Source organism: Planktothrix tepida PCC 9214 (assembly GCF_900009145.1).
GTDB lineage: Bacteria > Cyanobacteriota > Cyanobacteriia > Cyanobacteriales > Microcoleaceae > Planktothrix > Planktothrix tepida.
In genome coordinates this window covers 164,949-188,660 of the sequence record NZ_LN889764.1, presented here as the reverse complement: position 1 = coordinate 188,660, position 23,712 = coordinate 164,949, and the positions used below count along the sequence as shown (strand labels likewise).

At 38.9% G+C, this 23,712-nt stretch carries 26 protein-coding genes and 1 pseudogene; 11 read left to right on the top strand and 16 right to left on the bottom strand.

Annotated features, from left to right (window positions below):
* The first annotated feature begins 172 nt into the window (after positions 1 to 172).
* Positions 173 to 1,072 carry a GUN4 domain-containing protein gene (locus PL9214_RS02105; RefSeq protein ID WP_072717189.1) on the top strand — a complete coding sequence of 300 codons (900 nt, stop codon included), beginning with the start codon at positions 173 to 175 and terminating at the stop codon, positions 1,070 to 1,072.
* A gap of 184 nt (positions 1,073 to 1,256) precedes the next feature.
* On the opposite strand, the gene PL9214_RS02100 is transcribed toward PL9214_RS02105, so the two are convergent.
* The 3 genes from PL9214_RS02100 to gcvH form a co-directional block, all read right to left on the bottom strand.
* Positions 1,257 to 2,330 (bottom strand): class I SAM-dependent methyltransferase, encoded by a 1,074-nt coding sequence (locus PL9214_RS02100; RefSeq protein WP_072717188.1) that lies wholly within the window; start codon positions 2,328 to 2,330, stop codon positions 1,257 to 1,259.
* Positions 2,331 to 2,382: 52 nt separating this feature from the next.
* Complete coding sequence (locus PL9214_RS02095; RefSeq protein WP_072717187.1) at positions 2,383 to 2,919, bottom strand: sll1618 family protein; 537 nt, start codon at positions 2,917 to 2,919, stop codon at positions 2,383 to 2,385.
* A 71-nt stretch (positions 2,920 to 2,990) separates the two neighbouring features.
* Complete coding sequence (gene gcvH / locus PL9214_RS02090; RefSeq protein WP_222425193.1) at positions 2,991 to 3,380, bottom strand: glycine cleavage system protein GcvH; 390 nt, start codon at positions 3,378 to 3,380, stop codon at positions 2,991 to 2,993.
* A 91-nt stretch (positions 3,381 to 3,471) separates the two neighbouring features.
* Here gcvH and PL9214_RS02085 point away from each other — a divergent pair, with 91 nt between their 5' ends.
* A complete protein-coding gene (locus PL9214_RS02085) occupies positions 3,472 to 4,293 on the top strand; it encodes an alpha/beta hydrolase (RefSeq protein WP_072717185.1) in 822 nt (273 codons plus the stop codon).
* A 178-nt stretch (positions 4,294 to 4,471) separates the two neighbouring features.
* Here the strand turns inward: PL9214_RS02085 and PL9214_RS02080 are convergent, their stop codons facing one another.
* A complete protein-coding gene (locus PL9214_RS02080) occupies positions 4,472 to 5,110 on the bottom strand; it encodes a glutathione S-transferase family protein (RefSeq protein WP_072717184.1) in 639 nt (212 codons plus the stop codon).
* 374 nt (positions 5,111 to 5,484) lie between these two features.
* On the opposite strand from PL9214_RS02080, the gene PL9214_RS02075 reads away from it, so the two are divergent.
* The 5 genes from PL9214_RS02075 to PL9214_RS02055 all read left to right on the top strand — a co-directional run bounded on the left by PL9214_RS02075 (position 5,485) and on the right by PL9214_RS02055 (position 11,985).
* Complete coding sequence (locus tag PL9214_RS02075; protein WP_072717183.1) at positions 5,485 to 7,320, top strand: NAD(P)H-quinone oxidoreductase subunit F; 1,836 nt, start codon at positions 5,485 to 5,487, stop codon at positions 7,318 to 7,320.
* A 53-nt stretch (positions 7,321 to 7,373) separates the two neighbouring features.
* Positions 7,374 to 8,078: a carbonic anhydrase gene (locus tag PL9214_RS02070; RefSeq protein ID WP_072717182.1), complete on the top strand. Its 705-nt coding sequence runs from the start codon at positions 7,374 to 7,376 to the stop codon at positions 8,076 to 8,078.
* A gap of 93 nt (positions 8,079 to 8,171) precedes the next feature.
* The gene (locus tag PL9214_RS02065) at positions 8,172 to 8,894 is read left to right on the top strand and encodes a carbonic anhydrase (RefSeq protein ID WP_072717181.1); all 723 of its coding nucleotides are present in this window, start codon (positions 8,172 to 8,174) and stop codon (positions 8,892 to 8,894) included.
* Between the two features lie 217 nt (positions 8,895 to 9,111).
* The gene (locus PL9214_RS02060; RefSeq protein WP_072717180.1) at positions 9,112 to 10,605 is read left to right on the top strand and encodes an NADH-quinone oxidoreductase subunit M; all 1,494 of its coding nucleotides are present in this window, start codon (positions 9,112 to 9,114) and stop codon (positions 10,603 to 10,605) included.
* A gap of 87 nt (positions 10,606 to 10,692) precedes the next feature.
* Positions 10,693 to 11,985 carry a CO2 hydration protein gene (locus PL9214_RS02055; protein WP_072717179.1) on the top strand — a complete coding sequence of 431 codons (1,293 nt, stop codon included), beginning with the start codon at positions 10,693 to 10,695 and terminating at the stop codon, positions 11,983 to 11,985.
* A 36-nt stretch (positions 11,986 to 12,021) separates the two neighbouring features.
* Here PL9214_RS02055 and PL9214_RS33370 read toward each other — a convergent pair.
* The 3 genes and pseudogenes from PL9214_RS33370 to PL9214_RS02045 all read right to left on the bottom strand — a co-directional run.
* Positions 12,022 to 12,135 (bottom strand): annotated as a pseudogene (locus PL9214_RS33370) (restriction endonuclease); the annotation flags it as partial.
* A gap of 2 nt (positions 12,136 to 12,137) precedes the next feature.
* The gene (locus PL9214_RS02050) at positions 12,138 to 12,473 is read right to left on the bottom strand and encodes a DNA cytosine methyltransferase (protein ID WP_072717178.1); all 336 of its coding nucleotides are present in this window, start codon (positions 12,471 to 12,473) and stop codon (positions 12,138 to 12,140) included.
* A gap of 78 nt (positions 12,474 to 12,551) precedes the next feature.
* Positions 12,552 to 13,778, bottom strand: a complete 1,227-nt coding sequence (locus tag PL9214_RS02045) for an RNA-guided endonuclease InsQ/TnpB family protein (RefSeq protein ID WP_222425192.1) — start codon at positions 13,776 to 13,778, stop codon at positions 12,552 to 12,554.
* Positions 13,779 to 13,813: 35 nt separating this feature from the next.
* Between PL9214_RS02045 and tnpA the strand changes: the two genes are divergently transcribed.
* A complete protein-coding gene (tnpA, locus tag PL9214_RS02040; protein ID WP_072717176.1) occupies positions 13,814 to 14,212 on the top strand; it encodes an IS200/IS605 family transposase in 399 nt (132 codons plus the stop codon).
* On the opposite strand, the gene PL9214_RS02035 is transcribed toward tnpA, so the two are convergent.
* From PL9214_RS02035 to PL9214_RS02020, 5 genes are all read right to left on the bottom strand, one after another.
* A complete protein-coding gene (locus PL9214_RS02035; protein WP_072717175.1) occupies positions 14,193 to 15,065 on the bottom strand; it encodes a DNA cytosine methyltransferase in 873 nt (290 codons plus the stop codon). The two genes, tnpA and PL9214_RS02035, sit on opposite strands and share 20 nt — an antisense overlap.
* A gap of 114 nt (positions 15,066 to 15,179) precedes the next feature.
* The gene (locus tag PL9214_RS02030; protein WP_072717174.1) at positions 15,180 to 15,581 is read right to left on the bottom strand and encodes a fasciclin domain-containing protein; all 402 of its coding nucleotides are present in this window, start codon (positions 15,579 to 15,581) and stop codon (positions 15,180 to 15,182) included.
* A gap of 96 nt (positions 15,582 to 15,677) precedes the next feature.
* The gene (locus PL9214_RS02025; protein WP_072717173.1) at positions 15,678 to 15,992 is read right to left on the bottom strand and encodes a hypothetical protein; all 315 of its coding nucleotides are present in this window, start codon (positions 15,990 to 15,992) and stop codon (positions 15,678 to 15,680) included.
* A 29-nt stretch (positions 15,993 to 16,021) separates the two neighbouring features.
* Positions 16,022 to 16,189 (bottom strand): hypothetical protein, encoded by a 168-nt coding sequence (locus PL9214_RS31940; RefSeq protein WP_222425191.1) that lies wholly within the window; start codon positions 16,187 to 16,189, stop codon positions 16,022 to 16,024.
* Between the two features lie 144 nt (positions 16,190 to 16,333).
* Positions 16,334 to 16,621, bottom strand: a complete 288-nt coding sequence (locus PL9214_RS02020) for a hypothetical protein (protein ID WP_072717172.1) — start codon at positions 16,619 to 16,621, stop codon at positions 16,334 to 16,336.
* A 247-nt stretch (positions 16,622 to 16,868) separates the two neighbouring features.
* On the opposite strand from PL9214_RS02020, the gene PL9214_RS02015 reads away from it, so the two are divergent.
* Positions 16,869 to 17,660, top strand: a complete 792-nt coding sequence (locus PL9214_RS02015) for an MlaE family lipid ABC transporter permease subunit (RefSeq protein ID WP_072717302.1) — start codon at positions 16,869 to 16,871, stop codon at positions 17,658 to 17,660.
* Positions 17,661 to 17,805: 145 nt separating this feature from the next.
* On the top strand, positions 17,806 to 18,201 hold the full coding sequence (locus tag PL9214_RS02010) for a DUF3119 family protein (RefSeq protein ID WP_072717171.1): 396 nt from the start codon (positions 17,806 to 17,808) through the stop codon (positions 18,199 to 18,201).
* Positions 18,202 to 18,363: 162 nt separating this feature from the next.
* Here PL9214_RS02010 and PL9214_RS02005 read toward each other — a convergent pair whose 3' ends face one another.
* Together PL9214_RS02005 and msrP are read right to left on the bottom strand one after the other, a co-directional pair.
* Positions 18,364 to 18,615 (bottom strand): FitA-like ribbon-helix-helix domain-containing protein, encoded by a 252-nt coding sequence (locus tag PL9214_RS02005; RefSeq protein ID WP_072717170.1) that lies wholly within the window; start codon positions 18,613 to 18,615, stop codon positions 18,364 to 18,366.
* Positions 18,616 to 18,732: 117 nt separating this feature from the next.
* Positions 18,733 to 19,713, bottom strand: a complete 981-nt coding sequence (gene msrP / locus PL9214_RS02000) for a protein-methionine-sulfoxide reductase catalytic subunit MsrP (protein ID WP_072717169.1) — start codon at positions 19,711 to 19,713, stop codon at positions 18,733 to 18,735.
* Positions 19,714 to 20,058: 345 nt separating this feature from the next.
* Between msrP and PL9214_RS01995 the strand changes: the two genes are divergently transcribed.
* On the top strand, positions 20,059 to 22,050 hold the full coding sequence (locus PL9214_RS01995; RefSeq protein ID WP_072717168.1) for a serine/threonine-protein kinase: 1,992 nt from the start codon (positions 20,059 to 20,061) through the stop codon (positions 22,048 to 22,050).
* A 70-nt stretch (positions 22,051 to 22,120) separates the two neighbouring features.
* On the opposite strand, the gene PL9214_RS01990 is transcribed toward PL9214_RS01995, so the two are convergent.
* Together PL9214_RS01990 and PL9214_RS01985 are read right to left on the bottom strand one after the other, a co-directional pair.
* Complete coding sequence (locus PL9214_RS01990) at positions 22,121 to 22,693, bottom strand: Uma2 family endonuclease (protein ID WP_245824147.1); 573 nt, start codon at positions 22,691 to 22,693, stop codon at positions 22,121 to 22,123.
* A gap of 199 nt (positions 22,694 to 22,892) precedes the next feature.
* Entirely contained in the window at positions 22,893 to 23,690 is a 798-nt protein-coding gene (locus PL9214_RS01985; RefSeq protein ID WP_072717167.1) for an SDR family oxidoreductase, read from the bottom strand.
* Positions 23,691 to 23,712 lie beyond the last annotated feature (22 nt).

The following is a 23,712-nucleotide window of genomic DNA, read 5'->3' as shown; positions in this document are numbered from 1 at the left end:
TAACTGGCTTGCCCTAACATTCCCTAAAGATTACCCCGGATAGTTCAATCATACAATATTGTGATCAAAAGACAGGAAACAGGGGGCGTAAAGTCGTGACGGTGGAGTGCAGATTGTATGAAATGTTAACATACCACAAACTCCTGAACACCAACTTTACCGGATTGATTCCATGAGCTTTCAATGTCCCGTCTGTAACTCTCCCTATCAAAAACCGATTCCTGAAGCTTGTTTAGTCTGTGGATGGGATTTACAATTTAATCTATCAATACCGGAAGATTTAGAACAGGAACAAAAGCGTTTAGACTGGGCAAAAAAAACATGGGAACGCTTACAAACTCTTAAACTTTCTCAACAAAAACCTCATTTCTCATCAAAAAAAAGATTAACTCTTACTGATATTTTACCTCGCTTAGAAAGTTTAGAACTTCAACTGCAACAAGCAACCCTAGAACGACAACATTTACAAAGTTTGTTAGATTCGATTTTACACTATTTAAAAGCGTTCAATTCTGAATTATCTCTCAATCAAACCTTCCCATCTGTTACAGATTTTGATTCTAATATCACTTCTACATTTCCCTTATCAGAAGTTGGAATAGATTATAGTTCCCTAATTGAATTATTAGCAAAGGGAGATTGGAAAACAGCAGATGAATATACTTGGCAATTAATTTTATATATTGGAGAACGGGAAGCCGAAAAATGGTTAAGAGTTGAAGATATTGAACAATTTCCCTGTACGGATTTAAACACTTTAAACTGGCTTTGGGAATATTATAGTCATGGATTATTTAGTTTAACCAGTCAATGGCAAATTTTCTATGATTTAGATGGAGATTATACAAAATTTTGTGAGCAAGTCGGTTGGCGAATGGGAGACAGTTGGATTTATTATGAGGAATTAAATTTTACCTTGAATGCACCTCTAGGACATTTACCGATTATTGCTTGGCGAAAACGAGCGTGTTACGGTGTTGGAAATACAACCCCCGATAAAAATTTATCCTCATTTTTTTCCCGCTTATCTATGTGTAGTAAGCCCTTAAGGGCTGAATTCCCCAAAACCTAAAAATATAACAACAATCCCTCTATAGCAATTCTATTTGAGTTGTATCCAAAATTTCTGCTCAAAAGGGAACAGGGAACAGGGGTAATACTTCTAGCTGTTTCATAATCCTGTTAAAGATTATGGGAAAGATTGGGATGCTTAAGAGAGAGGGAAGGAAGAAAGCCCTGAAGGGCTTACTACGAGGTTAGGCTTTTTTTAGAATTAACATATCTTGGTAATTCGTCCCAAAATTTCTTCCACACCATAAGCCATCATATTTCGCTGAAACGGTAAATCCTAATGCTTCAATCCACTGCATAACAGAAGATTCCCGATGACCCATTGAAGCTTCAGGAATGTCTAAATCGGTACAAAAAGAACCTTCTATCTCATGGATTAAGTTCTGAGAACTTTTCCCAGTTTTTATTAAAGCTTCTGATTCTTCATTTAATAAAAATAACGTACATAAGCACCGTCCTCCGGGTTTCAGAACGCGATGTACTTCTTTCAGATAATTCTGAACCGCATTCGCATATAAATGGGTAAAGACAGAGGTTAGGAAAACAAAATCAAATTGTTCATTTCCATAGGGAAAAGAATAGTCTTCTACTTTAATTGTTCCTTCTGTATTATAGCGTTTATTATAAATATTTGCCCATTGAAAGTTAAAATTCGGTCGATGTTCATGAATAACAGATTGACTCCAGTTAATCCATTTTTCCACAATATCAAACCCTTCATAACGGGCGGTATCATCTAAATAATAGCTGAGGGAATAGGCCATGCGCCCGACTCCACATCCCGCATCTAAAATCGATTCATGGGGTTTTAATTGCGCTTTATTCACAAAATGACCCAGAAAATCACACGCGACAAATTTAAAACTACCACCTACTCCTAAGCGATCTTCTTTTTCAGGAACCGGAAGGGTTGATTCTAATAAATTAAATAAAACTTCTCCCTCTTCTCCCTTTACAATAGGAATTAACTGCACTAAAGTATTAAATTGCTCTGGTGCAATTTTGTCTAAAGGGATATAAATAAAAAATCGAGCTTGATCAGAATTCGGTAAAGTCGGAAAAAGCTTTTGAACATCAGGACTAGGGAGATTTTTTTCAAGCTTAAATTCAGTAATTTCTTGATTCCCAATCCTTAATTTAAACTGGTCTATGGGTTCTCCTTGAATAGAGGTGATCCATCCTTTCAAGCGGACATGATTGGCTTCTAGGGTAACATCTCCTAAACAGCCTAGGGTTTTAAGGGATTGTGTTAGAGTCATATCGATTTGAGGGCGAGTTAAATGGGGTGAGGTTATGTCGTTGTTAAACAGTTTATAATAAAGGTTGCAAGACTTCGGCGATTACATCTTGTTGTTCTGCATCATATCCCCAACGGTCTAAAAATTCTTGATAGGTTCCTTCACCGGTTTTCGCACTATCAAAAAGTTGTTGAACTCGCGATCGCAACTGGGGAAAATTCAACCGTTGAATTAAATTAGAAGACCGTTGAGAAACTCGTTGAGAACTGCTCTCCATTTCGGTGTTATTATGCCGACGATGATATACAGCCATTGCTGCCGACATTGCTATATTTTTCACCAGTAATTCGGATACAATTTCGGGTGATTTTTGTAGAGCTTGGATCACAGCATCTGTAGGTTGATTACAGAAGGGGCGAGGATCAGTTAAATAGGTGACAAAAAATCCCCTTGCGCCATTTTGAGTTGTCACCAACTGAACGATTACCGTTTCAATTTCGGCCTCAAATAACTGTTTTTCTTCAATTTTATCCAGTAAGGTTTGAGTAATTTCAATGGCTTGCTCAAACGTGATATTTTCGGGAACCGATAGGGAGGATAAATTCAACATAGATATTGTTTGATAAACTGTTTAATCAAGATTTTGATGACACCCAAAACCCAAAATGCTGTTAAGCGTCTTTATTCTCTGAGGTAGTTTTGATATTCGTCAGCAGACAAGGTATTCTCTAACTCTATGGAATTATTAACTCGAATTTTAACTAACCATCCCTCTCCATAGGGATCATCTGATATCAATTCAGGGGAATCTTCGAGGGTTGTATTGGATTCAATCACTGTACCCCCGATGGGTGTATAAAATTCTGCCACTGCTTTCACAGATTCAATGGTTCCCAATTCTTCACCTTGAGAAACCTCAGTTCCTACACGAGGTAATTCCACAAAGACGATATCTCCGAGTTGATTCACAGCAAAGCTCGTAATGCCAATAGTGGCAATTTCGCCCTCTAGTCTGACATATTCATGATCATCTGTATATCTGAGGTCGTCAGGATAGTTTGCCATAGTCATTCCTCACTATCGATTAACTCTATTAATTGTTCACCAAACCTATTAAACTACAAAATTAGAATCAAAACAGGTTTGCCTCTGAAAGATTGCCATGAACCGCCAGACGTTGATCAAACGCTTTGTTATTGGTGAGTTTTCCCTAAAACGAATGATCCGTTCTCTGATAATTATCTATGTCGCTGTTGGGGCTTGGGCTTATTTCTACTCAGAACGTTTGATTTTTGTCCCTCAACCTTCGAGTTATGTACAAACTCCCGAATTCTTAACCCTAAAAACAGTCAAGGGTGTGAAGATCACCGCGTTATATTTACCGAACTCAAAAGCAAAATACACGATTCTCTACAGTCATGGAAATGCTGAAGATTTAGGGGATAATCGTTTTTTGTTGGAACGATTTCGTCAAATGGGATTTGCTGTTTTTGCTTATGATTATCCCGGCTATGGAACCAGCGAAGGAAAACCTTCAGAACAAGGTACTTATCAAGCGATTGATGCTGCTTACAATTATCTTACACAACAGTTAAAGATTCCCCCTAATCAGATTATTGTTTATGGTCGTTCTGTCGGTGGGGGGCCATCAGTAGATTTAGCGTCCCGTCAACCGGTGGGGGGATTAGTTCTGGAAAGTACATTTATGAGTACCTTTCGAGTCAAAATAGATTTTCCTTTATATCCTTTTGATCGGTTTGCTAATCTTAGAAAAATTCCTTTCGTTAAAGCTCCCGTTTTAGTGATTCATGGAACGATAGATCAAGTGATTCCCTTTAGTCATGGACAACGGTTATTTGACGCGGTAAAAACCCCTAAATTATCCTTTTGGCTGGAAGGAGCTAATCATAATAATGTGATTGAAGTTGCAGGCGATCGCTATGAACAAAAATTACAAGAGTTTATCCAAATTATTAAAAATTAATTTTTCTAATTCCTTGTGATATTTTCTCGGATATATAGCAAATCTAAATCAGGGGTATGAATGACTTAAAACCTAATCTATCGTCAGAGATTTGTGTCTATTTTTTGGGATTAATAATCTTGATACTTAGGATTGTACAATCTATTTAGACTTTCTATAGCATCTAAAAAATCAATCTCTAAGTTAATTTTCTTGCATAAAAATCTTCATCCGCTTTTTTCAATGCAGGACGTTCCATTAGCTGCTGTACATAATCCTTGACCGGAGAATTTTCAGAAAGCATTCCTAATCGTAACGCCCATACTAATACACCCCCTGTCACTACATCCGCAGCACTGAAACGATTATCTACAAGATAGGTTTGAGTTTTTAATAATTCGTTGAGAGGTTGGGCGACTTTATTAAACCAAATTAAGGCTTCTTCAGCCGGAACTTTTGTTTTTTCTTTTTGAGGTAGAAGTTTTTCAGGTAAATTCGGTAAAACATTAAACATAAATTGTTCAACAGGTGCTTCTAAAGTTAAAGAAGCATAAAATAGCCATTGATAGTAATAACTTCGAGCCGCAGAAGTTGGGCTGGGTGCTAATTGTTTTTCAGGAAATTTATCGGCTAAATAGGCACAAATGGCGGCGGATTCAAACATGATGATATCGCCATCCACTAATACAGGAACTTTTCGATGGGGATGCAATTTTTCATACCCTGGCTCCTGAGTCATTGCCATCGTCACATAAACTAATTCATAGGATATTCCGAGTTCTTCTAATATCCAACGGGGACGCACGGCTCTGGTTGTTGGAATATAATATAACTTCATTTTGATCTGGATTTTTTATATACAAAAATACCAAAATTATTTTAATACAACCTGACCAAAAGCTACTATTTTGTATTATTTCTTGACTCTCTTCCTATCAAACTGATGATTCATTTCTGGCTTCTAAAAAAGATGCTTTGTTAAGTATTTGTGCTTATATAATCAAACTTTATTAATAAGATGAGAAATATCTCTTATATTGATATACCTTTAGGACTATCTATATACTAATATCTATGGTATGTTTGTATTCAACAGCAAAAAATCTATGTGGTCTTCCGGGGTCGATGAAACTCCAAAAAGCTACAAAGCCCCAGGAGTAAGGGTTTACTCCATTTTTAATCTTTTTGCAAACTGATCAATAGGTCACACCAATGGCTGATTTTTTTCTAAAGACCATTTGGTGGATACCGTGCTACCCATTAATCGGAGCATTATTATCTACCCTCTGGTTTCCCTCTATTATTCGACGCACTGGCCCCCGTCCGGCTGGATATGTCAATATCATCACCTCCTTATTCGCCTTTGTGCATGGGTTAGTCGCCCTCACGGAAATTTGGGGTCATCCCCCCCAACGGTTGATTATTCCTTGGTTTAGCATCGTTGACCTCAATTTATCAATTCCCTTAGAAGTCTCCGTTGTCACCATTGGCGCCACCTTAGTGATTACTGGGTTAAATTTATTGGCCCAAATTTACGCCATCGGTTACATGGAAATGGACTGGGGGTGGGCGAGGTTTTATTCGCTTTTAGCTTTATTTGAAGCGGGGTTATGTGGATTAGTGCTGTGTAACTCCCTATTCTACAGTTACATTATTTTGGAAATTCTCACCCTGGGAACCTATTTATTAGTCGGGTTATGGTTTAACCAACCCTTAGTAGTAACAGGGGCTAGAGACGCCTTTTTAACCAAACGGGTCGGAGATTTATTCCTATTAATGGGAGTGGTCGCCCTATTTCCCCTCGCTGGAACTTGGGATTTTACAGAATTAGCTCAATGGTCACAAACGGCTCAAATTGACCCGAACGTTGCCACCTTATTAGGGTTAGCATTATTAGCAGGGCCATTGGGAAAATGCGCTCAATTTCCCCTGCATTTATGGTTAGATGAAGCGATGGAAGGCCCCCTTCCCAGTACGATTTTACGCAATTCCGTTGTCGTTGCAGTTGGGGCTTGGGTCTTAGTCAAAATGCAACCTGTTATTGCTTTGTCTCCTTTTGTAATGTCAACGGCGGTGTTTATTGGGTTGGCAACGGCTGTGGGAGCCAGTTGTATTGCCATTGCTCAAATTGATATTAAACGCTCCCTTTCCTATTCCGTGAGTACCTATATGGGCATCACCTTTATTGCAGTGGGAACAGGACAAACTCAAACGGCTCTTTCTCTGTTATTAACTTATGCTTTTCCAATGGCTTTATTAGTCATGACCACGGGGGGAATTATTAGCAATAATATCACTCAAGATTTAACTCAATATGGGGGATTGTGGTCACGACGTCCGATTTCAGGATTGTGTTTTTTAGCGGGAATGGCGGCGTTAATTGCCGTTCCTCCCTTTGGTGGCTTTTGGACAATATTAGAGTTAGCAGAAACCCTTTGGGAAAATGAACCTGCGATTGCATTTTGCTTGTTTTTAGTGAATGGTTTAACAGCTTTTAGTTTAACCCGTGAATTTGGGTTACTGTTTGCTGGAAAACCGAAACAAATGACCACCCGTTCCCCGGAAGTGTTATGGGCGATGGTATTACCCATGACAATTTTAGCGGGATTTTGTTTGCATATTCCCTTATTATTAAAACAGTGGAATTTGTTACCCCTAGGAGAAGACATTAATCTCACCGTTGCTGGATTATTAACTGCTTCAACCTTGGTCGGATGTGGGTTTAGTGGGTTAATTTATCTGAATAGTAATTGGCCAAAGCCTGTTAAGCTTCCCTCCCAAACGTTACAAGACTTTTTTGCTTACGATTTTTACACGGCAAAACTATATCGAGTCACGATTATTTTTATCGTGGGACTCATCTCCAATATCATGTATTGGATTGACCGCTATATCGTGGATGGCTTTGTAAATTTGGTGGGACTTGCAACAGTTTTTAGCGGGCAAAGTTTGAAATATAACGTTTCTGGCCAAACCCAATTTTATGCCCTGACGATTATTGTCGGAGTCACTTTATTATTAGGGTTCTTTTCCCTAAATATGTTTTAAAAATAGCATTCTTTTGCTAGATGTTTAAACCTTGAATTAAGTGTGAGGAAATTATGAGCGGAATTCAAAACAATCTCAACGTCTCTCGTCGGAATTTATTAAAATTTGGGGCTGCGGCTGCGGGAACTGCTGCTTTAACCGTCGGGTTAGGCACAAAAGCTAATTGGTTAAAACAGAAACCTGCGATTGCTGGGAATAATATTACCCCTGATGAAGCCTTAAACCAACTGTTAGACGGAAACAAGCGGTTTGTTGAAAACAAACGCAAAAATCCGAATCAAAGTATGGCAAGAATTCAAGAAGTTGCCCAAGGACAAACCCCCTTTGCCGCCATTCTCAGTTGTGCAGATTCACGAGTTCCTTCAGAGATTATTTTTGATCAAGGGTTTGGAGATTTATTCGTGGTTAGAAATGCGGGAAATATTGCTACACCTGAAGAAATTGGCAGCTTAGAATTTGGAACATTAGTGTTAGGAGCAAAAGTTCTGATGGTGATTGGACATAAAAATTGTGGGGCGGTGAAAGCAACCATTGATGGAAAAGCAGTTCCCGGTCAAATTGGCAGTATTATAGACGTGATTAAACCTGCCATTAAGATGAATCAAACCTTAGAAGAAAACATCATTTCTAATGTCAAATCAGGAATGGGTCGTTTAAAAGCTTCTCCGGTAATTTCCCAATTAATCAAAGAGGGTAAATTAAAAATAGTCGGAGGTTACTATGACCTGGATACGGGAATGGTAAAAGTGGTTGCATAAAGCTGTCTCAAGCAAGTTTATAATTAATTCCATTGCATCAAAGATAAACTTGCTTTTTGAACAGTTTCAATGCCATAAACCCGGGAGGACAACATGACCCCAGATTACAATACACCCAATTATACCCGCCGTGATTTATTACAATATGGAGTTTGCATTGTGGGAACAGCCTTATTAACGGCTGGAATTACAACAAAAGTTTTAGACCGAGAAAAAAAGAAAATTGTCGCTGAAACTTCGAGTTGTGAAACCCCAGAAATCACCCCTGAAATAGCATTAGAAACCTTAATGTTAGGAAATGAACGGTTTATGGAAAATAAACAAAAACATCCTAACCAAAATCGGGAACGAATTAAGGAAGTTGCCGCAGGTCAAAAACCCTTTGCCGCTATTTTAGGGTGTGCTGACTCCAGAGTATCAGCCGAGATTATTTTTGATCAAGGTTTAGGCGATATTTTTGTGGTTCGTAATGCGGGAAATGTTGTCACTTCTGAAGAAATGGGTAGTTTGGAATTTGGGGTTTTAGAATTAGGAATTAAAACAATTATGATTTTAGGTCATCAAAAATGTGGAGCCGTTAAAGCTACTCTGGACGGAAATTCCGTTCCGGGTAAAATTGGCAGTATTATTGATGCCATTAAACCTTCCATTAAAGGCAAACCAACTTGGGAAGAAGCGGTCACTGCCAATGTTAAACTACAAATCAAAAAATTAAACTCTTCTCCGGTTATTGCTCAATTAATTGCCAATGATGAATTAAAAGTTGTTGGGGGATTTTATGAATTAGAAACTGGAAAAGTTAAACTGATTACCTAAAACCGTTGTTAAAATAGAAATGCGACATCAAAATGTAAGTAATTAGATTTTGATAAATCATTTTTATCCCCTTGATTAAAACTTTAAAATTCATAATTTTACTCTTTTTAAACTGGGTAAGTTATGATGAATAAAGTTTGAAAACAGACTTTAAAACCTACTTTTGGGTTAACTTGAATATTGCTGAGATTACCCCTCATCCTCATACCCTAAGCTTATGTTGAGTGCTTTAATTATTATTCCAGTTTTGGGAGTCCTGTTAATAGGACTATTGCCTAAACAATTTTCAGCCCAGCAAGTTCGTTCCATTGCCTTAGTGATTACCACTATCATTTTAGCGTGGACAGCAAAACTCACCTTTGATTTTGATTTAACTAATCCTAATTTTCAACTCCAAGAATATCTGGATTGGATTCCACAATTAGGATTATCTTATAGTTTAGGTATCGATGGTTTATCCTTTCCCTTAATTGGGTTAAGTGGTTTATTAACTTTAATTGCGATTTCCAGCAGTCACGGAGAAATTGACCGTCCGCGCCTTTATTATTCCATGATTCTCTTAGTCAATGCAGGCATAGCCGGAGCCTTTTTATCTGAGAATTTACTGCTGTTTGTTCTATTTTATGAACTTGAACTGATTCCCGTTTACCTGTTAATTAGCATTTGGGGCAGCGAAAAACGCGCCTATGCGGGGATGAAATTTCTGATTTATACTGCCCTTTCAGGGATTCTGATTCTAGCAGGATTTTTAGGAATGGCGTGGCTCAGTAATGCCGGAAGTTTTGATTATGCTGCAATTAAAACCCAGGACTTTGCATTAAACACTCAATTAATTTTAATCACGGTTTTACTCTTAGGTTTTGGGATCAAAATTCCTTTAGTTCCCCTGCATACTTGGTTGCCCGATGCCTATGTTGAATCTTCTCCTCCCGTCACAATTTTATTAGGCGGAATTCTGGCGAAATTAGGAACCTATGGTTTAATTCGGTTTGGCTTACAACTGTTTCCTGAAGCTTGGCATATTGTGAGTCCTGGACTGGCAACCATTGGAGTAATTAGTGTCTTATATGGAGCGTTAACGGCTATTGCTCAACAGGATATTAAACGCATGGTGGCTTATAGTTCAATTGGTCACATGGGTTATATTTTAGTTGCCGCTGCTGCTGCTAATGAATTGAGTTTAATTGGAGCAATTGCTCAAATGATTGCTCACGGTTTAATCCTGGCAATTCTATTCCAATTAGTTGGGGTTGTGGAAGAAAAAGTGGGAACCCGGGACTTAAATATTCTCAATGGTTTAATGAACCCGATTCGAGGTTTACCCCTCACCAGTTCCTTGTTAATTATGGCAGGAATGGCGAGCGCTGGTATCCCCGGTTTAGTCGGATTTGTTGCTGAGTTTCCCGTCTTCCAAGGAACTTTTGCCGTCTTCCCCATTCACAGTTTATTGTGTATTATTGCCTCCGGTTTAACGGCTGTTTATTTTGTCATTCTCCTCAACCGTACCTGTTTTGGAAAACTCGATAATAACTTAGCTTATTATCCGAAAGTTAGTTTATCTGAACAAGCTCCAGCCTTAATTTTAGCTGCTTTAATTTTTGTTCTCGGTATCCAGCCAACTTGGTTATTCCGATGGATGGAACCCACGGCACAATCGATGGTAATTGCTTTAAATAACGCTGTTCCCACCCAAGTTGCAATTAAACAATAACCCCCTATAAACCGGGTTCCTAAGTTAGACTTTAAAAACCCGGTTTCTGCATCCTCCCTTAACAACAATTAAAACGAGGAAAAAATTATGACAACAGCAACCTTACCTCAAACCAAATTACCCCCCTCAACCCATGAATTTTCCGAGATTATTCACCGTTTAGAAGCAGGGGGTGCAATGTTACCCGATACCCCCGAAAATTTAATGCAAATTATCGGGATTTATAAAGCTTATGCAGTCCCAATGGATTTCTATTGGCGGGATTTACTGTACATTGCCGAACAGGTGTTTTTAAATCCCTTACCCTTTTTAAAATACTTCATTCCTCAAGAATATTTAGATCTCCATAATCATTATGCGGGAGATGATGCTGACTTAAGAATTTGGCGAGGAGAAGCAACAGCACACCCGGAATTATTAGCCTTTATTGAAAAAGGGGAAACCCGAAAAATGCCGAAATTACTGCATCATTTATGGCATGATCGGGTGAATATGGAGTTTGCTGAAGCTTGTATGCAGGCGATGCTTTGGCATCGAGATATGGGGGGATTATTTGATCCTTATTTAGATACCGATGAATATAAAGCTAATGCAGATCGAGCCATTAAAGCTTATTTTAAGAAAAATCCGATGATGATGGGATTGTATAAACTTTTCCCAGATTTATTCATCGAACAGGTGAGAATGATGTCCTATTATAGCAATTTAGGACTGTTTTGGGAAGTGATGGCGCCTGTGTTTTTTGAAATGAGTGATCTTTATGATGAAGGCAAAATTACCAGTGTTCCTGAAGCGATGAATTTTCTGGTTAATGGGATTTTTGCGATCGCCGGTCGTCCGATTTATCATCATGTTTATATTGATGGGGAATGTTATGAAATTATCCCCAAATCTAAAGGATTTATGTGGCTTTATGAAGCGGCATTACCCTATGTTGAAGCAGTGTTTTATCGGACTGCTCCCTTCCGAGGAACTAAATCTTATAACGCGCAAGCAAAACAAGTTCCAGAGGATCAGAATGACTTCCATTATGGTATTTTGTATGCTGATATTTTCCCCGTTGGGACGGCGGGAATTCCCCCAACATTATTAATGCAAGATATGTTACATTTCTTGCCTCCTTATTTAGTGGAATATTACCAAAAATATTGTCGAGGTGAAGATGATATGTTGATTCAGTTGGCGAATAGTTTTCAACGGTCAATGTATTGTGTAACTTCTGCGGTCATTCAAGCGTTACGCACGGCTTTACTGTACCCATTAGACGATCAAAATCCCAAACATTTGATAGCAAATCGTCAATTTTTTGAAGCGCAATTAGATCGATTTAAACGTCCTGAAGCACGATTAAGAGATATTCAACGTTCTGATTATCGTTAAATTAGGATGTAGGGTGTAGAATGAGTCACTTAATGGTTATCCCATTAAATTTTCTACACCCTCAGTTCCCAACGTTGCTTGTTCGATAATTCTTCTGTATTGTAACCGCCATTGCAACGCATTAGAAATGGTTAAATAACCCAGTTCAGGGTTTAGCTAGTAAATAAACTGAGTTGTTGATATTTTTTAGGTGTGATTATTATATTTTTTTGCCCAATTCTTTGACAAATCCATTCAATACAAATGGTAACAACAGCATTACCAAATAAAGCATATTGATCGTAAATTTTAGCAACTCGACACCAATTGTCAGGAAAACCCATTAAACGTGCATATTCTATCGGCGTTAATCGTCTAAATTTATTCCCAATTTGATATCGTTCATAATGTCTGGAAGTGGATGCGGTCAAAGTAGAAGCAACTCCATTAACACCAAAAATAGTATACCCTAACCTTGCACCCCCATCTTGGTTATATAAAATTTCCACACCATTACAATAGCGATTAACTGCTTTACTGTTTTTAATCCGTTCTAAAGTATCTGTGTTGACACTCCCACCCCTGCGCTACGCTAAAGGGGTGGGATTCTCGTATCTAGTCCAGTCAAGCAGAGACAGTTGAATATACTCTTGTTTGACTGTATTCACCGAGTTCAGGGGTGTGCCAAGCACCCCATCAGTTAAACCGGATGAATCCATTACAGAAGCATCTCTCTGTAGGTCTAACTGACAAGAAAAACCGTCCCATTGAGCTAGGTTTTTCGCAGCATTCAAATCAGAGTTATGGTAGTGACCATTAGGGCAATTGAAATCATGTCGATTTCTTTTACCAATAAAACCACAGGTTGAACAGGATTTGGAAGTGTATGGCGCAGGTCTTTTAATTAATTTCAATCCTTTAAGAGCCAACTTATAATTAAGTTTCTGTTCCAAAGAATAATAAGACCAATTATGTCGAGATTCACCGGAATCAGAACGAGATTTTTGGCTCTGTTTCATTGTGCTTCGACATCCTTCTAAATCCTCAATAACAACATCAGCATTATGGTATTCGGCAAAACGAACAATTCGACGGCTGATTGTATGATTGATTGCATCCATCCATCGTCGTTCTTTTTTGTCCCATTTCTTTAATGCTCGAAACTTTTTAGCTTCTTGAAGTTGTTTTCTTCGTTGTTGAAAATAACGTCTCCGATGCTTAACGCTTTGACCATTAAAGAACTTACCAAAACCCTGTTTAGGTGCAACTACCGCTAAATTATTCTGTCCTCGGTCACATCCTAATCTTTTCTCCGTCTTAACTTCTGGAACATCCTCAGTAATTGACAGATAGGCATACCACTTATTTCGATGTTTAATTAATTTAAAAGAACCCCCTTGAATTGTTCCCTCTAACAATCCGTCTAAAACAGGTTGCCAATGGGGAGATGCAACTTCAATGGGAATTCTTTTTTCACCTTTAAGGGTTGGAAAACTAATTGAATAAGTATTCCCTTTTAGGGTTAACTTCCAGTTTTGGTTGTTAACTTCCACAGGAAGAACTTTATATTGTTTGGTTTTACGACCTGTGGGTGATGTGGTATGTCGGATTACTTGGTTAACAAGGGCAGATTTTAACTCGGACATAATTTTAGCTGTTGTCATTTTACGCCGTTCTTTAATCGGCAATGACAACAGCTTGTTGGCAACCCGTGTGTTTTCTGCCGTCATTTGCTCAAACACCTGAGCTTTACAACGGTTGAGATCCACGAATTTCAATTTAATCGTCCGAGTTATTTTTGTCATGTCATCCATGATAACATAAGGTTGATGAATCGTGTGTATCGACAATGACAGAAAATCAATATAGAAGAAAAAACACATCAGTTAGTCTGATCAACTATCATTTTGTCTTTTGCCCAAAAAGGAGGAAAAGGGTGTTGGTTAACGGAGTGAGCAGAAGATTAGAGGAAATTATCTACCAAAAAGCAAAAGAGCTAGAATGTGATGTCCTAGCTCTGGAGATAATGCCTGATCATGTGCATTTATTTATTAGTTGTCACCCTTTGATTGCTCCACATCAAATTATGTTCAGAATCAAAGGGGCATCATCAAGAATATTAAGAAAAGAATTTCCTCATTTACTTAAACTACCTTCTTTGTGGAGTCGAAGCTATTATTGTGGGACGGCTGGTTCTGTTTCTAGTGAAACTATCAAAAAGTATATTGCTAACCAAAACTCTCACTAGCCTTCACTCCGCCTAAAGGCGGGTATTCTACATCCCACGCTTGAAAGACGTGGGCTTTGAATACGGTTATTGTAAAATCAAATTGAGGCTCAACTTCTGATTCAGATTGAAGAATATTTTTTAATCGCGTAGGGGGATAGATATCAGGAAATGAGGGGAGAGATTGACTATACATTTTATTTTGATAAGCAATTCCCCAAGGATAATTTTTAATCGGGGAATCTAAAATAGGATATAAATATTTTTCAAAATTCTCGAAATCAAAATTTAAGTATTCAGTCTCGCTTTGATTTAAAAAAATTAAATGATCTTCTAAATTTATAGGGTTAAAATCCGATTTACAGCGAGATCCAAAAATAAAAATACGCTCACGGTTTTGAGGAATCCCAAAATTAATAGGGCTAATAATGCGCCATTCAATCAAATAATTGAGAGACGCTAAAGCATTTAAAATCACTTTAAAATGGTGTCCCTGTTCCATTGTTAAAATACGTTTAACATTCTCCAACAAAAAATAGTGAGGTTTTTTAGTATCTATAATTTCTACAATTTTTTCAAATAGGGTTCCGCGAAATTGATCTCGAATTCCTAATTTTTTGCCCGCCGCACTAAAGGGTTGACAGGGAAATCCTGCGGTTAATAAATCATGGTCAGGAATATCCGCTAAATTGATACTTTGGATATCTCCTAATACAATAGAATTTTGACCAAAGTTGCTTTGATAAACTTGACAACACAATTCATTGATATCATTCGCCCAAATCGTTTGAATTCCACTGGCTTCTAACCCTAAACGAAAACCACCAATTCCAGCAAATAATTCAATCGCTGTTTGTTTTTTAAACCGACTCAAATGTTGTTCTCCTTGAGCTATTATTAATAGTCTCGGTAATTGAGTTGATACTTCTAGGATGGGTGGGAAAACCCCACCCTTACGGGTTATTGATTGGCTAATTAGAACAGAAAATTAACCCATTAAAATCACCGTATCAATAACGTGAATAATGCCATTATCGGCTTCAATATCGGGGGCGAGAACCGTTGCATTTTTCACTTCAAACCCATCGGAACAGTTAATGGGAATGGGTGAACCTTCTAAAGATGTTACAGAACCCAATTTTTCTAAATCAGCTTTCGCCAGTTTACCCGAAACGACGTGAAATTTTAAAATTCGGGCTAACTGGGGGGGATTTTGAACTAAGGTTTGTACCGTTCCTGGGGGAAGTTTAGCAAAGGCGTCATCATTGGGCGCAAAAACCGTAAATGGGCCAGGACTTTTTAAGGCTTCCACTAAACCTGCGGCTTGAACAGCAGCCACTAAGGTTGTAAATGAACCAGCGCCTACAGCAATATCAACAATATCTGCCATTGAACAAATTTAACCTAAATTAAAAACAAAAGTTCCTCTCAAAATAGTAAACGAATTTTGAACAGAATGAGAACGAATTGCCATGAACAAGTCTGTTTAAATCAACCCTAAGTTAGAGGGGGTTTCAAAAACATTAGAAAAAGTTGTGACTGGATAAGCACTGCTGATTAATTCAGACATTGACTTCAGATGACTCATCGCCAACGCCTTAGCATTATTTCTTAATCCCTCTTGTGAAATTGAGTTACTCCCAGTAGGGGTTAATTTCCATAATTCCTTTCCATGGATGCCATCATTAGCAGCTAAATAAAGGGTTCCATTAACATCAAACGGAAGGGAAGGATTAGAGCTTCTTTTTCCAGGGTTAATATCAGCTACCATGATTGTACCTGTTTCTGTACCATTACTCATCCATAATTCTGTGCCATAATTTGGATCAGTTAATGGAAAATAAAGGGTGTTATTAATGGATTTGAATTGGTCATCATAAAGAGTATATTAAAATTCATTAACTGATAAGTATAAAAGCCGGGTGAGTCTGGAAAAATATCTTTAACCAGTTCGGCTTTCCCAGGTGAAATCAGGGTTAAATCTTGCTCGTTTAACATAAAAAAACTCCTTTTTACAGCAAATTGTAAAAATAAGTTACATCTCTTAATTATTGATTGAATGATTCAGAATCAATCCCTGATGTTCCCTTCTCAAGCATTTTAATTTTAGTGGCTGACCTTGATTGATTATAAGCTTATAATTTAATTGCTCCGTAAGTTTTGGCAACAAGCATAAGTATCAAATAACCCGCCGACCAAACTACAGGTTAAGGCAATGACTAAACACCCTTGCAAAGGATGTCCATTTCCAAAGGTGGCAAGAAATTTGAGTATTTGGTTACAGCCAAACTCCCCTGAGCTTTGAATCAAAGGCAGGTGACTCATAAGGGCAAACGTGATTAATCCCATAGCGATCAATAATAAGGGAGTAATGAAACTAAAGGTGATCGCCAGTAGCAAAGAACGAATCAAATGAGGCAAAATACTCATAAATCTATCTTTAGGAGGATTTTCTATCTTTATATTGGGATGCTAGTGTCATTGACCTTTGTTGGATTGGGTATCACTGTCAATCTAACTTGCTAATTTCTACGATAGGAGCGATCGCTCGTTTTAATCTAATCTGTGAGAAATCTTAAATATAAAGTCAAAAAAATTAAACTTTCTGCTTTATAAATCTTGTTGAAGATTTGTATATTTTTAGTTATTGATTGAACTTTATACAGTTGTTATTCCCTTGAGCAATTCTAACACTCGTTCCAGCTTTGAACTTTGGCTACAACGATTTATTTCCGCCCTGTTATTGGCCGGACAAGTGGTGGTGCATTTACTTCAGGGTAAAATTCACCGTCGTAACACTTTGGAACAAATGGTCGCTGTTGGCCCAGAATCTTTAATGATTGCCCTGTTAACAGCGAGTTTTGTGGGGATGGTGTTCACCATTCAAGTTGCGCGAGAATTCGTCGCGTTAGGTGCTGTTAATATTGTCGGGGGAGTTCTAGCTCTGTCCTTAGCGCGGGAACTCAGCCCTGTGTTAACGGCCGTGATTGTTGCGGGACGGGTTTGTTCAGCTTTTGCAGCAGAAATTGGCACGATGCGGGTTACAGAACAAATTGATGCGCTCTATATGTTGAAAACTGACCCGGTAGATTATTTAGTCATTCCCCGTGTGATTGCTTGTTGTTCAATGTTACCGATTTTAACCATTATTTGCTTAATTACGGGATTAGCAGGAGGGTTATTAATTGCTAATAGTATGTACAATATTTCTCCAACGGCTTTTTTAGATTCAGTCCGAAATTTTATTCAAGTTTGGGATGTTTGTAGTGGGTTAGTCAAAGGGTTAGTGTTTGGGGCGACTATTGCTGTGATTGGGACGAGTTGGGGATTAACCACAACCGGGGGAGCAAAAGGAGTCGGTCAATCCACCACAACGGCCGTTGTTACGGCTTTATTATCTATATTTATCCTTGATTTTTTCCTGTCTTGGATTATGTTTCAAGGCATGGGAAGTGCCGTTATCGGTTAATTCAGTTATCAGTTATCAGTTATCAGTTATCAGGGCGGAATGGGCAATGGGAAAGAATATGGATGATTGTATCAACCCCAATTCCCTCTTTCCTGGTATAAGTTTGGTAATATTAATTTAAAGTTTTCTAAATTAGGTTTACCCCATGACCACAACACCCACCACCCAAAGCTCTAATATTGTTGAATTACCTCCTAATTATATTATTCCCATCGTGCTGATGATTACTGCATTTCCCCTATTTTTAATTCAAAGATGGGGAAGTTTAGCACTTGCTTTTTTTGCCCTATTTCTTTTTATTCAAACCGCCCTCATTCGTCTACAATTTACCCCAACGGATTTAGATGTTTATCGTTCGGGTAAACTTATCCGTCGGTTTCCCTATCAAGATTGGACTAACTGGGAAATTTTTTGGACTCCTGTACCGATTTTATTTTATTTTCGAGAAGTCAAAAGTATTCACTTTCTACCGATTATTTTTGATGCTCAATTGTTACAAAGCTGTTTAAAACAATATTGCGGACATTTAAAACAAAATTAAGAATTTCTCAACTTTTAGCTTGTGATATTGTTGGGCTGTAACGCCAACGAGAAACTAAGCTGCCCGCGCATCTCAATAGATAATGGGAAATCGTGACATTCTGATAGTGGGAGCGTCCTCGCTCCCTATAGTGCATAGCACTGTTGGTATCAAGTACAATCATTATAAATCTTCAAAATTAGGGGGTTCTCGTAAAGGTTCTCTAGGGATAGTCGGAAGTTCAAAATCGCCAAAATGGGCAAAACGTCGCTCGATAACAAAGGCAAGATTTAAGGGTTCGAGAGTGTTTTCTGTTAAGACAGCGCGGAGAATTTCTTTAGCTTCTTCTTCCAGAGAGCGTCCATAATATTCGGCTCGCTTTTGCAGGCGATTTTTCAGGTCATCGTCAAAGTTTTGAATCGTGATATTATTCATAGTAGATTCACTTTTTAAAGCTACATTTGGGGCAATCTACAATATTAAGTTAAAATGGAGAACCTTAAAACCCAACACCCTACTTGTTTATCCTGTAGATACCCTCAAACCGTGAATTTAAGAATAAAGATTACCAACATATTCCTCATACCCATTATACAGTAAAGTTGGCTGTTTCTCCCAAGAAAAACTAGGGCTATTACTTACAATTCGTTCTGTAGCTTGTGACCATCGAGGATGGGGTTTGGTCGGGTTCACATTGGCTTCAAAACCATATTCATCAGGAACTAAGGTATTCCAAAATGTGGCAGGTTTTTCCTTGACAAATTCAATTTTAACAATCGATTTGGCTCCCTTAAATCCATATTTCCAAGGAGTCACCATCCGTAACGGTGCACCATTTTGTTTCGGTAGGGTTTTTCCATACATTCCAATGGCAAAAAACGCTAATTCATTTGCCATTTCTTCAATTCTTAATCCTTCGGTATAGGGCCAAGGATAACCATTTGCCCAAAATCCGGGGCCAGTGGTAATTTTAGGATCATAAAAAGACGTAAACCGCACAAATTTTGCCTCAGAAGTGGGTTCAACCGCCGCCATTAATTTGTTCATGGGAAACCCTAACCAAGGAACTACCATCGCCCAAGCTTCTACACAGCGAAAGCGATAAATTCGTTCTTCCAAGGGGAATTTTTTCTGAAGATCATCTAAAGTGTATGTAGTTGGATTTTTGACTAATCCTGAAACCTCTATTTTCCAATCTTCTAACGGTAATGCTTGGGCTGCTTGCCAAATCGATTTGGAACCGCCATACTCATAAAAGTTATTATATTTTGTGGCTAAATCTTCAGCCGTAACCGGACGATTGACATCAGCAAAATTCGGATTTGGGGTAAAATTTGAGATCACTTGGGTTGAAAAATTATCCTGATTTTTACCCGTCGAGGAAGATTGACATCCGGTTAACGGTAAAATAGTTGCTGTTAATCCCGCCCCAATTAAGCTTTTCATAAAGCGACGACGATTGAGAAATACGGACTCTGGTGTAATTTGATGTTCAGAGAGTTGCCAACTGGGAACAATACGAATGAAAGCCATAGGTTAAAATCGGTTAGGATTAATTCAGTTAATTTTAGAAAAAAAATCCAGAAAAAATCACGGATTTGAACGGATAATCTGAATTTCAGGCGTTGAGATTTGGGTGATCTTTTTCTCCCATCTCGGTTAAGAGGTCAGAGGTCTGTTCCCCATACCGAATGTCACAAAACTATCGTGACGTTTAAATGCTAAACAGTTTAACATTTGATGTCGTCATCCCCCCAATGATAGAAAATTCCCTCAAAGATGTTGCGTTTATTTAAGAATTAGTGATCGCCTTCCCTGAATCAGACTAAAGTTTAGGAAAGACGTATCATAGAAAAAATATACTAAAAAATTCTGGTTATGAGTTACTGCATCAACCCCCAATGTCAGAAGCCTCAAAACCCGACTCACGCCCTTTTGTGTCAGAGTTGTGGCTCGCAATTGCGCCTCAAAGACCGCTATCGTGCTATCCGAATTTTAGGTCAAAGTCAATGGAACCGAACGTTTTTAGCCGTTGATGAAGATAAACCGTCTCAACCTCGATGCGTCATTAAGCAGTGTCTTTATCCGCCATCCCAACCAGACGCCCGTGTCGAGTTCCGTGTTTATACCCGAAAATTAGACCCCATCAGCCAACATCCCGCCCTCCCAGACTTGTTAGCGTCCTTCGAAGAAAAAGATTGTGGTTATATTGTACAAGACTATATCTCAGGGCGAAATTTAGCTGAAGAAGTTAAACAAGAAGGCGTGTTTCAGGAATTGCAAATTTGGTATATCCTCAGTGAAATTCTACCCTTGCTTCAATTCATTCATGAAAAGGGAATGATACATGGGGATATTAAACCTGAAAATATTATCCGTCGTTCAGCTTTTATTCCTCCTACAAAACCGTTAATTTTAGTTGATTTTGCTGGAATTTATCCGCAACAAAATTTTCCAACAACCCTTCAAGGTTCCCCAGAATATGCCGCACCGGAACAACTTCAAGGGGAAATTAATGCTAAAACCGATCTCTATAGTTTAGGGATAACTTGTCTACATCTGTTAACCCAGATGTCTCCCTTTGATTTATTTAACATTAAAACGAATACTTGGGTTTGGCGGGATTATTTGAAAAGACCCATTAGTCAGCGTTTAACCCGAATTTTAACTCAATTAATTGAACGCAACCCTAGCAAACGTTATCCCTCAGCGACGGCGGTGATGCAGGATTTAAAATCAGGGCCCATTCCGGTTCACTTAACAAAAGTTGTCCAACGTAAATGGATTTTAACGGCTTGGGGGGGTGCAGCTTTAGCGTTATTTTCCTTATTCATGAGTTCTCGCCTACCCTCTATTGTCCCTCAAATTTCTTCCCAACCTCCAGAACCCATTTATCAAGTTCCTGATATCCAAATTCCTGTACCCCAAATTGAGAATTTTGCCCCCCCCATTCTTCAAAACCCTGGGACAGTCCGAACTTTATCCAAAAATACGGGCCCAGTGTGGTCGGTGGCGGTGAGTCCCGATGGTCAATTTGTAGTTTATGGCAATACGGATGGGTCAATTAATATCATTGATGCCAATACCGGAGGATTAATTAACACCTTGTTAGGACATTCCCAACCTGTGGGAACCTTGGCGATGAGTCGGGATGGCCGGACGTTAGTAAGTGGAAGCGGTGACCAAACCATTTTAGTTTGGGATTTGTGGAGTGGTCGTCAGAAAAAAATGCTCTACGGTCATCAAGGATGGGTTTATGCGGTGGCGATTAGTCCCGATGGGGAAACGGTAGCGAGTGTTAGCCGTGACCAAACCATTCGTCTGTGGGATATTTACACCGGACGAACGTTAAGGACGTTAAACGGATATGGAATTGAGGTACAATCTCTCGCTTTTAGTGGGGATAATCAAACCTTAGTGAGTGGGGGAAATAACGGAATTGTTGATATTTGGAATTGGCATACCGGAGAATTATTAAGAACGTTTAAAGCTCATACTGAGGCGATTTGGTCAGTAGCAATAAGTCCCGATGGTCAACGGTTAGCAACGGGAAGTTGGGATCATGCCGTTAAATTGTGGGATTTACAACAATTAGAATCTCAATATTTTAATAATACTCCAGAGCACATTCTTCTCGGTCATCAAGAAAAGGTTCAATCGGTGGCATTTAGCCCCGATGGTCAAACCTTAGCCAGTGGTGATTTTGGGGGAGGGGTTAAACTTTGGAATGTGGAAAATGGAGGACTCGTCGGAACCTTTAAAGGACATCAAGCTTGGGTCAATGTGGTATTTAACCCTCAAAATCATACGTTAATTACGGGGAGTTTTGATGATACGTTAAAGGTTTGGCCGTTATTACCCCCAAACTGATTCAACGTTCCCAAAACCGGGTTTTTCAACACCCATTAGAAACCCGGTTTCTCCAGGTTTTACCTTGAATTTATAAAGCATTTAAAATTTGTTCGGCTGTCAATTGAAGTTCGGGAAAACTGGCAGAATTAATTATATCTTCTCCTCTATATTCTACGATATCATAAAATCCAGAAGCTAACGTTAAAATCGAGATTTTCAATTCTTGCGTATCAATAATCCAATATTCAGGAATTCCTAATGCAGCATATTCTGAACGTTTATAACGATAATCATCTTCTGGATTATTCGGACTAACAATTTCTACCACTAATACAGGTGGTTCTTCTAAAATAGCTGAAGGTAATGTCCTCAACAGTTGACGCTGAGTTTCTGTCATAACTAAAATATCAGGAATTCGGGATTTTCTGATTCCAGTTCTCACTCCAACTGTTCCCGGTTGTACAACCCTATCTAATTGTAATCGTTGAATTTCGGCTTTTAAAATATCATAAATTAAACGTAAAATCTCAGCGTGTAAACCACTAGCAGGAGGCATCTGAATTAATTTTCCATTAAACAGTTCATATTTAAAATCGCTATCATCTCTATAATTAAGATAATCGTCAAAACTATAGGTTTTAGGAGCAGTTTGCACCATCATGAGTTTCTAGCCTCTAATGGGGTCTAATGTTATTATAACAAAAAAGGATTTTGAGGATTTTAATAATAATTGAAAATCATTCGTCATTCTGAACCTTTCACTTCCTTCGAGGGTAAACTCCGTGAAGAATCTCTACTTTTCTCGATAACGCAGTAGAGATCCTTCCCTGTTCGGTGTTCGGTGTTCCCTTGCGCGGGATTTATTCGGGTTTGAGGCGCACACGCTTGCCCCCACCAGAGACTTGCAAGGTTTGACCACTGACCCAAGACCCAGCCGGAGATGCAAGCCAGAGGAAGGCATTAGCAATATCTTGCGGTTTTCCAGCACGTCCGGTCAAATTGTCCGGGTGGGCTAAGGCATACTGGGCTTTTTCATCCAAACCTGCTGCGGCATAGCCCTCGGTAATCACCGTACCAATCAACACGGTATTGATGCGAACTTGCTTGGCAAAATAGTGAGCTAGACCCAGCATCATGTGGTTAAGGGCTGCCTTGGCGGCCGAGTAGGCGATGAAGTCAAAAGCAGGTAACACCCCCACCAGAGAACCGGAGTTAGTAATGGTGGCATTTTCAGCTTCGAGTAAATAGGGACGACAAGCGGCCGTCATTCGCATAGCCGATAGGGTATTCAGCTTATAACTCTCGATCATCTCTTCCAAAGGAACATCCAGGGGGTCGTCGTAGGATTTGCCCCAGCCAACGTTATTAACTAAAGTTGAAATACCGCCAAAGGCTTCGACAGTTTTGGCGACACATTGTTGAATATCTTCTTCAATGGTGACGTTGCAGCCAATCCCCAACACTTCATTACCCGTTTCAGCCTGGAGCGCTGCCGCCGTTGCCTGGGCCTTCTCCCCATTGAGGTCAGCAATCATTACCTTGGCTCCTGCGCCCGAAAAGGTTTTAGCAATGGCTTCCCCGATATTTTGGGCGCCGCCCGTAACGATGGCCACATGACCATCCATCCGAAAGTCAGCAAAGGCATCAAAGTTGCTCATAGTGGTTTCCTTTAAGGTTGAA

Bases quoted from the DNA above. Each gene is read 5' to 3' on its own strand.
- PL9214_RS02105 (WP_072717189.1), top strand. From the start codon at position 173: ATGAGCTTTCAATGTCCCGTCTGTAACTCTCCCTATCAAAAACCGATT.
- PL9214_RS02100 (WP_072717188.1), bottom strand. From the start codon at position 2,330: ATGACTCTAACACAATCCCTTAAAACCCTAGGCTGTTTAGGAGATGTT.
- PL9214_RS02095 (WP_072717187.1), bottom strand. From the start codon at position 2,919: ATGTTGAATTTATCCTCCCTATCGGTTCCCGAAAATATCACGTTTGAG.
- gcvH (WP_222425193.1), bottom strand. From the start codon at position 3,380: ATGACTATGGCAAACTATCCTGACGACCTCAGATATACAGATGATCAT.
- PL9214_RS02085 (WP_072717185.1), top strand. From the start codon at position 3,472: ATGAACCGCCAGACGTTGATCAAACGCTTTGTTATTGGTGAGTTTTCC.
- PL9214_RS02080 (WP_072717184.1), bottom strand. From the start codon at position 5,110: ATGAAGTTATATTATATTCCAACAACCAGAGCCGTGCGTCCCCGTTGG.
- PL9214_RS02075 (WP_072717183.1), top strand. From the start codon at position 5,485: ATGGCTGATTTTTTTCTAAAGACCATTTGGTGGATACCGTGCTACCCA.
- PL9214_RS02070 (WP_072717182.1), top strand. From the start codon at position 7,374: ATGAGCGGAATTCAAAACAATCTCAACGTCTCTCGTCGGAATTTATTA.
- PL9214_RS02065 (WP_072717181.1), top strand. From the start codon at position 8,172: ATGACCCCAGATTACAATACACCCAATTATACCCGCCGTGATTTATTA.
- PL9214_RS02060 (WP_072717180.1), top strand. From the start codon at position 9,112: ATGTTGAGTGCTTTAATTATTATTCCAGTTTTGGGAGTCCTGTTAATA.
- PL9214_RS02055 (WP_072717179.1), top strand. From the start codon at position 10,693: ATGACAACAGCAACCTTACCTCAAACCAAATTACCCCCCTCAACCCAT.
- PL9214_RS02045 (WP_222425192.1), bottom strand. From the start codon at position 13,778: ATGGATGACATGACAAAAATAACTCGGACGATTAAATTGAAATTCGTG.
- tnpA (WP_072717176.1), top strand. From the start codon at position 13,814: ATGACAGAAAATCAATATAGAAGAAAAAACACATCAGTTAGTCTGATC.
- PL9214_RS02030 (WP_072717174.1), bottom strand. From the start codon at position 15,581: ATGGCAGATATTGTTGATATTGCTGTAGGCGCTGGTTCATTTACAACC.
- PL9214_RS02025 (WP_072717173.1), bottom strand. From the start codon at position 15,992: ATGAGTAATGGTACAGAAACAGGTACAATCATGGTAGCTGATATTAAC.
- PL9214_RS31940 (WP_222425191.1), bottom strand. From the start codon at position 16,189: ATGTTAAACGAGCAAGATTTAACCCTGATTTCACCTGGGAAAGCCGAA.
- PL9214_RS02020 (WP_072717172.1), bottom strand. From the start codon at position 16,621: ATGAGTATTTTGCCTCATTTGATTCGTTCTTTGCTACTGGCGATCACC.
- PL9214_RS02010 (WP_072717171.1), top strand. From the start codon at position 17,806: ATGACCACAACACCCACCACCCAAAGCTCTAATATTGTTGAATTACCT.
- PL9214_RS02005 (WP_072717170.1), bottom strand. From the start codon at position 18,615: ATGAATAATATCACGATTCAAAACTTTGACGATGACCTGAAAAATCGC.
- msrP (WP_072717169.1), bottom strand. From the start codon at position 19,713: ATGGCTTTCATTCGTATTGTTCCCAGTTGGCAACTCTCTGAACATCAA.
- PL9214_RS01995 (WP_072717168.1), top strand. From the start codon at position 20,059: ATGAGTTACTGCATCAACCCCCAATGTCAGAAGCCTCAAAACCCGACT.
- PL9214_RS01990 (WP_245824147.1), bottom strand. From the start codon at position 22,693: ATGATGGTGCAAACTGCTCCTAAAACCTATAGTTTTGACGATTATCTT.
- PL9214_RS01985 (WP_072717167.1), bottom strand. From the start codon at position 23,690: ATGAGCAACTTTGATGCCTTTGCTGACTTTCGGATGGATGGTCATGTG.